The sequence below is a fragment of the Syntrophaceticus schinkii genome (assembly GCF_000946815.1).
GTDB lineage: Bacteria > Bacillota > DSM-12270 > Thermacetogeniales > Thermacetogeniaceae > Syntrophaceticus > Syntrophaceticus schinkii.
In genome coordinates, this window is record NZ_CDRZ01000054.1 from 1 (window position 1) to 8924 (window position 8924).

The 8924-nt window shown below is 47.0% G+C and carries 9 protein-coding genes and 1 pseudogene; 9 read left to right on the top strand and 1 reads right to left on the bottom strand.

Annotated features, from left to right (window positions below; genetic code table 11):
* The 8 genes and pseudogenes from SSCH_RS18845 to SSCH_RS03870 form a co-directional block, all read left to right on the top strand.
* Positions 1 to 313, top strand: a pseudogene (locus SSCH_RS18845) (hypothetical protein); the annotation flags it as partial.
* Entirely contained in the window at positions 310 to 1278 is a 969-nt protein-coding gene (miaA, locus tag SSCH_RS03840; RefSeq protein WP_408645687.1) for a tRNA (adenosine(37)-N6)-dimethylallyltransferase MiaA, read from the top strand. The pseudogene SSCH_RS18845 and the gene miaA, both read left to right, overlap by 4 nt.
* A 34-nt stretch (positions 1279 to 1312) precedes the next feature.
* Positions 1313 to 1552 (top strand): RNA chaperone Hfq, encoded by a 240-nt coding sequence (gene hfq / locus SSCH_RS03845; RefSeq protein ID WP_044664324.1) that lies wholly within the window; start codon positions 1313 to 1315, stop codon positions 1550 to 1552.
* Positions 1553 to 1596: 44 nt separating this feature from the next.
* Complete coding sequence (locus SSCH_RS03850) at positions 1597 to 2559, top strand: ABC transporter substrate-binding protein (protein WP_044664325.1); 963 nt, start codon at positions 1597 to 1599, stop codon at positions 2557 to 2559.
* A 17-nt stretch (positions 2560 to 2576) separates the two neighbouring features.
* A complete protein-coding gene (locus SSCH_RS03855) occupies positions 2577 to 3353 on the top strand; it encodes an ABC transporter ATP-binding protein (protein ID WP_044664326.1) in 777 nt (258 codons plus the stop codon).
* The gene (locus tag SSCH_RS03860; protein WP_232294207.1) at positions 3298 to 4083 is read left to right on the top strand and encodes an ABC transporter permease; all 786 of its coding nucleotides are present in this window, start codon (positions 3298 to 3300) and stop codon (positions 4081 to 4083) included. Before SSCH_RS03855 ends, SSCH_RS03860 begins: the two co-directional genes overlap by 56 nt.
* 81 nt (positions 4084 to 4164) lie before the next feature.
* Positions 4165 to 5058, top strand: a complete 894-nt coding sequence (locus SSCH_RS03865; RefSeq protein WP_198142146.1) for an AAA family ATPase — start codon at positions 4165 to 4167, stop codon at positions 5056 to 5058.
* Between the two features lie 12 nt (positions 5059 to 5070).
* Positions 5071 to 6366: a methionine gamma-lyase family protein gene (locus SSCH_RS03870; protein ID WP_044664329.1), complete on the top strand. Its 1296-nt coding sequence runs from the start codon at positions 5071 to 5073 to the stop codon at positions 6364 to 6366.
* 1 nt (position 6367) lies between these two features.
* On the opposite strand, the gene SSCH_RS03875 is transcribed toward SSCH_RS03870, so the two are convergent.
* Complete coding sequence (locus SSCH_RS03875; RefSeq protein ID WP_044664330.1) at positions 6368 to 6574, bottom strand: hypothetical protein; 207 nt, start codon at positions 6572 to 6574, stop codon at positions 6368 to 6370.
* A gap of 774 nt (positions 6575 to 7348) precedes the next feature.
* Between SSCH_RS03875 and SSCH_RS03880 the strand changes: the two genes are divergently transcribed.
* Positions 7349 to 8164, top strand: coding sequence for an RHS repeat-associated core domain-containing protein (locus SSCH_RS03880; protein ID WP_269746109.1), 816 nt, complete (start codon positions 7349 to 7351; stop codon positions 8162 to 8164).
* The last annotated feature ends 760 nt before the right edge of the window (positions 8165 to 8924 follow it).

Here is an 8924-nt window from a genome sequence, read left to right on the forward strand (position 1 = left end):
GGAAAACAACAGATATTTATTGATAAGTGTACCCTGGGGACAGCATACTAATCCTAAAGATGTTTTTAAGGAACTGCTTGACCTGGTACGCCAGGCCAAAACAGAAGCAAAGCCATTGGATATTAATGAGAAAGCGGCAGTGATGTTGGCCTGCAAAAGTGCTCTAAAAGCCGGTGATCCTTTAACAGCTCAGGAAATGAGCCGGCTCCTGGTGCAGCTGGATGCCACAGCTCATCCTGACCGCTGCCCCCATGGAAGGCCTACCTATATAAAAATAACAGGTAGGGACCTGGCCAGGTGGTTTCATCGTTGATTAATGGATGTGATAAAATGCTTTCTCCTCTTGTGGTTATAGCAGGACCTACAGCAGCAGGCAAATCTAAGATAGCTGTAGAGCTGGCCCTCAAGCTGAATGGAGAGATCATCTCTGCTGATTCAGTACAGCTGTATAAATATTTTAATATCGGTGCTGCCAAATTAACCTTAGAAGAACAAAAAGGTGTCCCTCATCACCTTTTTGATGTCCTGGAGCCGGATGAGCACTTTAGTGTTGCCCAGTTTCAAGATTTGGCACGCACAAAAATCAAGGAGATTCAAAAAAGGGGGAGACTTCCTTTCCTGGTAGGGGGGACAGGACTTTATATTCAGTCAGTTATCGATTCCTCTTTTCAGTTTCCGGAAACAAAGGGACATCTGGCGATCCGTAAGCGACTGCGGGGATTATGGACTGCAGGCAAGAAAGAGGAGCTATATCAGAAACTCAAAGCCGTGGATCCCCTTTCTGCTGAGCGGATCCACCCCAATGACTTCCGGCGCATTTCCAGAGCTTTGGAGGTTTATCATCTGACAGGCAGGCCTATTTCCAGCTATACACAAGAGAAAAAGAAAAGCCTTTATCAGTTGGAGATGATCGGTTTAACTTACAAGCGACCGGAGCTTTATCAAAGGATCGAAAAAAGGGTGGACGAGATGTTCGCCGAGGGACTTGTAGAAGAAGTTTGCACAATACTCAACAAGGGGTACTCTAAGGAATTAAAACCCTTCAAAACACTGGGATACAAACAAGTAGTAAAATACTTGGAAGGGGATTATGATCTTGCCGAAGCTGTAGCGGAAACTAAAAAAGCAACCAGAAACTATGCCAAAAGACAGCTGACCTGGTTTCGCAGGGATGATCGCATTTGCTGGTATTTATTACAAGATGGGGAGGATTACCACGGGGTATTGGAGAGAATTATGCGGTGTCTTTGCAGGAGTATGAACATTTTTGTAGAATAGCATGTGGTAAAGATTAGAAATCGGAGGTTAAAAAATGTCCAAACAGCAGATCAATTTGCAAGATTATTTGTTAAATCAGGTTCGTAAAGAGGGTATTACTGTCACGATTTATCTGGTCAACGGGTTCCAATTAAAGGGTACATTGCGGGGTTTTGATAATTTTACGGTTGTTTTGGAAAGTGATGGGAAACAGCAAATGGTTTATAAACATGCTATTTCTACAGTGATGCCCATGCGACCTGTCAATCTCTCATATGATACAAATTCTGAATAGTAAAATAATTTCTATCCATCTATCCAATTGAGGTGAGGGGGAATATGAAGAGAGCAATAAGCTCTTGTGGTTTATTAATTGTTGCGCTGGTGATGGTTTTTTTATTAATAGGTTGCCAAGAAGAGGTCAAAGAGGACAGTCTTAAAGTGGGGATACTTCCCAATGAAGAGATTTTGCCGCTTTATGTGGCTAAAGAAGAGGGATTGTTCGAAAAACACGGTGTTAACATAGAAATTGTTAATTTTCAGAGTGCCGCGGAAAGGGATGCTGCACTCCAAGCCGGAGCGGTTGACGGGGTAGAGGGTGATCTGCTGGCAGTTGCCTTAATACGCCAGGGGGGAATCCCTGTGAAAGCTGTTTCACTGGTAATGGGAGCAACTGTAGAAGAAGGGCGTTTTGCCATGATGGCCGCTCCCGGCAGTGAAATCGATGTTGAAGAAATAAAGGGAAAAAAACTGGCTCTTTCCAAAAACACGATCATCGAGTATGTGGCAGATCAGATGCTGATGGCCAAAGGTATCGACCCCCAGGAAGTAGAAAAAGTTAATATTGCTAAAATGCCCTTGAGGGTAGAGAATCTGCTGCAGGGCCAGGTAGATGCAGCGGTCCTGCCGGATCCCCTGGCCTCCTTTGCAGAATTAAAGGGCGCCAGGGTGCTAGTTGATGATACCAAATTATCGAAAAATATTTCACAGTCTGTCTATTTTTTCAGTGATAAGGCCATAAAAAACAAAAAGACGGCCATCCAAAACTTTATTAAAGCTTATTCTGATGGGGCCAAAGTTGTAACAGAGAATCCGGAAAAGTACCGTGATCTCTTCAAAGAAAAGATACAGATCCCGGTGGAACTACAGGAAACTTATCCGGTTCCTTCTTTTTCACCGTTGCAGCTGCCATCCCGTGAAGATACCCAGCGGGTGATCGACTGGCTAAAAAGCAACAAACTGCTAACAGAACCTTATACCTATGAGGATCTTGTAACAGATGAAATTATCAAATCGATATAGATAAAGAAGGATCAGCAATGCTTTCCTTAAATGATGTGTTCTTGACGTATTCCAATGGGAATACATCAGTGCAAGCCTTAGCAGGTGTCAACTTAAAAATAGAAAAAGGGAAAAGCTATGCCATTATAGGACCTTCGGGATGCGGAAAGACATCCCTTATTTTTCTCATGGCGGGTTTGATAGCACCCACCCAGGGAGAGGTTTTTCTTCATGAGATGAAGGTGGTTAAACCCCATCGGGGAACAGCACTGATCCTGCAGGAATATGGACTGCTTCCCTGGAAAACCGTGTGGGAAAACGCAGCCCTGGGCCTTAAGCTGCGCAAGGTGCCTGAGCAGGAAATCGCTGATATCCTGGGGCAGGTTTTTGAAGAATTAGAACTAACCGAGTGCATTGACCGCTACCCGAACCAGTTGAGCGGAGGACAGAAGCAGCGGGTGGCCCTGGCCCGGGCGTTATCTCTCCAACCGGAGATACTCCTGATGGATGAGCCGCTTTCTGCCCTTGATGCCCTGACCAGAGAAAACCTGCAAGAGGTAATCCTTAGATTGATCAAGAAGCACCGGATTACCTCTGTTTTGGTTACCCACAGCATCGAGGAAGCAGTTTACCTGGGGCAGGAGATCATTATCCTATCAGCACGCCCCGGGAAGATCAGTGCCATAGTTGCCAATACCGAACAGGGAACTGAAGGCTACCGTCACAAGATGAGTTTCTATGCAAAATGTACAGAAGTGCGTGGCTTACTGGAGGTTCACTGCCAAAGTGATGACCGATTACTACAAAAACAATAAAATTTTAATGACTGCAATAGCAATACTGTTTCTTTTCCTGATCTGGGAACTGATAGCACAGCTGCTGAAAAACCCGGCATTACCATGCCCTATCCCTGCTCTGACTACTTTTATTCAGATTTTCCCGCTGGGACTCTGGAAGCATTTTATGATCAGCACCTACCGGGTGCTGACAAGCATCCTTGTTGGGCTTGCTCTGGCTGTTCCCCTGGGACTCTATATCGGGAGGAACACCAATATCGACAAATGGCTGTCACCACAGCTGTACCTGATTTATCCTATTCCCAAGATCGCACTGCTCCCGGTAATTTTTGCCATCTTTAAAATCGGTGATCTCTCTAAAATTGTGTTGATTGTTTTAATTATTTTCTTTCAGATACTGATCACAACAAGAGATGCCGCAAAGAACATACCCGAAAATTCTATTCTTTCTGTTCTCTCCCTGGGAGCAACCCCGCGGGAGATATATTCCCATGTGATTATCCCGAGCTGTCTGCCGGAAATCTTTACTGCCATACGGATCAGCCTGGGTACAGCGATCAGTGTTCTCTTTTTCACTGAGTCGTTTGCTACTGTTGAGGGTTTAGGATACTTTATTTTTGAGGCATGGAGCAGGGTCAACTACCCGGAGATGTTCGCGGGGATCATCGCTATCAGCTTACAGGGCTTTGTTCTTTTCCTGCTGGTAGATTATCTCCAGCGTCTTATCTGCCCCTGGTTGTATACTTAACACTTTTCTACCTGCACTCGCGTATAATGTTTAAAGAATAAGACAACCAGAGGTGATAGCCGGGTGTATTTCAGGTTCCCGTTGAGGATAGGGGGAAGTTCTCCCCAGGCTCAACCCTTACGAACCACCCCGAAACAGAAAAACCGGAAAATATCAGATGAAAGACAACAGATAAAACCGGAGCAGGTGCTAGAGGAACTGAATGGATTGATCGGGCTGAGCGAGGTCAAAAACCTCGTTTCAGAAATTTCTGCTTATGTTCAGATCCAGAGGCGCAGGGAAAGGGTATCCCTGCGCACAGAGCAGTTGGTTTTACATATGATCTTTAAGGGAAATCCTGGAACAGGGAAAACTACTATTGCCAGAATTATGGGCAAACTTTTCTGCTCTATGGGGGTTCTTTCTCGGGGGCACCTGATCGAAGTAGAGCGGGCAGATCTGGTCGGTGAGTATATCGGCCATACCGCGCATAAAACCCGGGAACAAGTTAAAAAAGCTATGGGGGGCATCTTATTTATTGATGAAGCTTATTCTCTTGCTCGCGGCGGAGAAAAGGACTTTGGCAAGGAGAGCATCGATGTGCTGGTCAAGGCGATGGAGGATCACAAGGATAACCTGGTCCTTATCCTTGCGGGTTACAAGCGGGAGATGGAGTGGTTTCTGCGCAGCAATCCGGGGCTTTATTCCCGTTTTCCCGTTCATATCACTTTTCCCGACTATAGTGTGGATGAACTGCTGCAGATCGGCACCCTGATGCTTAAGCAAAGGCAGTACCGCATGCTATCTGAGGCACGGACCGCCCTGTGCAAGATTTTAGAGGAAAAAAAACGAGAAGGCAATTATAATGAAGGAAATGCTCGTCTGGTTCGCAATCTGATTGAAAGAGCGATCCGCAGGCAGGCTGTGCGGTTGGTGAAACGCCGGCGCCTGACAAGGGAAGAATTGATGATCATACGGCCAGAAGATTTTGAATAAAGGGTGGGTAAAATGCCAGATATAATTGGTTACCTTCAGGAAAAATATCAAATTGATGCTGAACTCTGTGATTTGGCAAGACAGGCAGAAGAGAAGGCAAAACCTGAATTTGAGCGGATTGGGGCAACCGCGAAAATTAACCAGGCGCGGGTTCTCTGCGCTTTTCGGGATGCAGGAATCTCCGAATACCACCTCAGGGACGGGAACGGCTATGGTTATGGGGATCCCGGGCGGGAGGGTTTGGAGAATGTCTATGCTCTCACATTTGGAGCAGAGGCAGCACTGGTGCGTGCCCAGATTATTTCGGGAACACATGCCATTTCTCTTGCCCTGGCATCTATCCTCAAACCCGGTGATCTGCTGCTTTCTGCAACAGGAACCCCCTATGATACCCTGGCCAAGATTATAGGAACATCTAAAGCAGAAGGGTCCTCTTTATGTGGACAGGGTATCACCTACAAGGAGGCCCCTTTAACTGTGGAGGGCAGGCCCGACTACGAAAAGATCCAGGGGCTGCTGGCAGAGAACCCCAGGGCCGTCTTAATTCAGCGCTCTCGTGGTTACAGCTGGCGCCCGGCCCTGAGTGTTCAGGAAATTTACGAACTTGTCAGCTTGATCAAGGAATATAACAGCAATATTATTTGTTTTGTCGATAACTGTTATGGAGAATTCGTTGAAGAACGAGAGCCCACAGATGCAGGGGCTGACTTGATGGCAGGTTCCCTGATCAAGAATCCAGGCGGGGGATTGGCTCCATCAGGTGGCTACCTGGTGGGGAAAAAAGAGTTGGTAGCACAGGCCGCGGATAGGCTAATTGCTCCTGGTTTAGGCCAGAACATGGGCACAAATTTAGGATTGGGGCCTCTTTTTTACCAGGGTTTTTTCATGAGCCCTCATACTGTTGCTGAAGCACTCAAAGGAGCGCTTATTGCTGTCCATTTATTCACCACCCTGGGTTTTGAGACATCACCCGCTCCCGGTTCCCAACGCTCAGATATCGTACAGGCAATTAAACTCAATGACCCAGAGGGGGTAAAGGCCTTCTGCCACGGGATCCAAAAGGCATCCCCGGTAGATTCCCGCGCCATACCTGTGGCCAGCAGTTTGCCAGGATACCAGGACAAGGTGATCATGGCAGGCGGCACCTTTGTACAGGGGTCATCTATTGAGCTGACCGCAGATGCCCCCATGCGCCCTCCCTACATCGTTTACCTGCAGGGTGGGTTATCCTATGCCCATGCTGTAATAGGGATCCTGCAGGCTGTGCAGGAGCTAAAAAATGAAGGGCTGCTGCCTTTACAAATGTAGCCTATCTGCCTGGTGGTGATCCGAGTGCTCTGCGGGGTTCTGCTTGGAGATGTTTCTTTGACCCTGTGGTATTAGTTAACCTGGCGCAGAGCAGTTCGTTTTTGAGCTCGCTATAAGGTTTTTTGAAAGCTGAAGAGGCTTCGGGGTTGTACTCAACGACCATGCTTTTTATATCTTCAACGATTCCGTACGGTTTGCCATCGGCCATATTAAATCTCTCCAAATTTAAGTAAAGCAATGTACCGGAAATTATCAAGGCTACAGCTAGATAGATTGCTTTTTTTCAACTTAGAAACCCACCTTTCGCATCTTGGTCAGCGCTTTCTGTAGAAATCATTATTCAGGATGTCCGCTGTCTACTATCGTTTCTTCTCAGGTTCACCTCGCGGAAAGCACTCCTGCTGATCGCCACCCGGTTTGGCAGCGTATCAGACCTGTCTATCATCTCCGTTTTATAAAACAGAAGCAGTGGAATTAGACATTAAAAGACAATATCTGTGTTATTTATTAGAAGGAGTACTATTAATCGCCAAGGAATATAATAATCGAACTGCCACAAAATTCTCCAATCAGTTCTCCAAACAGCTCTAATACCAACACCTACAATTACGACAACCTGGGCCGGCTTACTTCAGTGACATATGAGAGCGGACAGTCTGTTGAATATTCATATGACGCCGGCGGCAATCTTTTAAGCTCGTCTTGCGTGCAGTCCGGAGATCTAAACGGAGACGGCAAAATCAACGCGCAGGACATAGTTCTGGGTGGCTCCAAGCAGAGCCATGACGAAAGCGGCATATCTAACACACACAATTTAACAGATTGGGGAGGATCGTTATGAAGATAAGTAAGCAATTGCTTGCATGCAAATTCCAGGGTTGTTTCAAGAAGCGCAGAGTTCGTTTGACAGCGCTACCGGCGCCCACTATCTGGATGGAACTACCGGAGCTACCACTTCGACCGGAGAGGCAGCACCATCGCCCTGACCGATCAGAACGGCGCCGCCACCGATACATTCCAGTACGCCCCCTACGGCGAACTGGTGAACAGAACCGGCTCAACCGACACCCCCTTCCTCTACAACGGACAGTACGGGGTGATGACCGATGAAAACGGCTTGTATTACATGCGGGCGAGGTATTATAATCCAGACATCAAGAGGTTCATCAACCTGGATGTGCTGCTGGGGAGCATCGACAGCGGGCAGAGCCTGAACAGATACGCCTATGTCAACGGTAATCCGGTTTTGTATACGGATCCCGAAGGTCAGTTTGTTTGGAATGTAGCCTGCGGCGGAGTTGGCGCAGTCTTAAACATGGGAGCTACGGTAGCAGGCAGTCTTATTGCGGGCGACGATGTTCGATGGCAGGAAGTAGCCGCGGCAGGGGTCGGCGGATTTGCCGGCGGGGTGGCATTCTCGCTTAGCGGTAATATAGTTCTAGCTTCGGCTGCGGAGACAGCAGGTTCCACCGCGGCTGAAGTGGGGTTAAATAAATTAAGCGGCGTAGAAAAACCCGCATCTAAATATGCAAAACAGGCAGGTATCGGATTAATTGCTGATTTAGCGGGTAGCAAAGCCGCGCAAAAAGTGGCAGGGCCGCTTGCTAAAAAAGCGTTTAACTTAACTCCCATTAACAAACTATCCGGGGCGGCTGCCAATCCGAAGAACTGGATTAAGCCAACGACTATTAGAGGAGCGCTTACAGGGAAGATGGCCAAACGCAATTACATTGACGAAGCGATCGCCTTTCCGTTTGTAACCGGCGGGAATATAGCCAATAAGCTGTTATCTAAATAGACGCCCACGAAGCTTCGCCTCACCATCAAATGGATGAAAGTAGCAGAAGTTGCTTTCAGAGGTAGTGTCCGGATGGATTCTTGCGAAGCGACCATTATGGAGTTCCGGGTAACAGCATCAGGCTCAGCGAAGATGCCGGTTCGGGCTACGAGGACTGTTTGAGCACTCCAAAAGTTATAAATCGGCACATTAGTATCAGCGAGTTCCGCAGCAGCCCAGAACCGGCCTGAAGCAAGCCTTGATGCTGTCCGGGACGTAATAGGGAGCGAACGGAATCCACCGACATGGAGACATCCGATGAAAATAGCAGAACGTAACTTTCAGGGTAGTAGCAGTATATTATACCGAGGAGTGTAAATAATCGGAGAGATGAAAATATTCGCCTTAAAAGTTGCACTGGCATATTGGATTATATTTATTGTATGTCTGTATAGTATTGTTAAATACGGATTTAAGGGAGTTTGTCGCCTCTCACTCCCAATGACGGGGGAGAGGATTTTTTTCTTGCTTTTTATGACGTAAATGATGCATACTGATTGACATATGGATTATTTATTGACATGACAATCATCACGGAAGGATAAATAGCGAGAAGGGGAACCCCTATGGCACGCCCGCCAAGTCCCCCTTCCCTAAAAAACACTGAAATGATCTTACTCGAAACTCCTTTAACTGTCCAGTCTTATCTTGAATTATTTGCAGACGGTTGTCCGGAAAACCTACGACCAGTGGAATGCCCATCCTGTAAAGCTATGCGGAA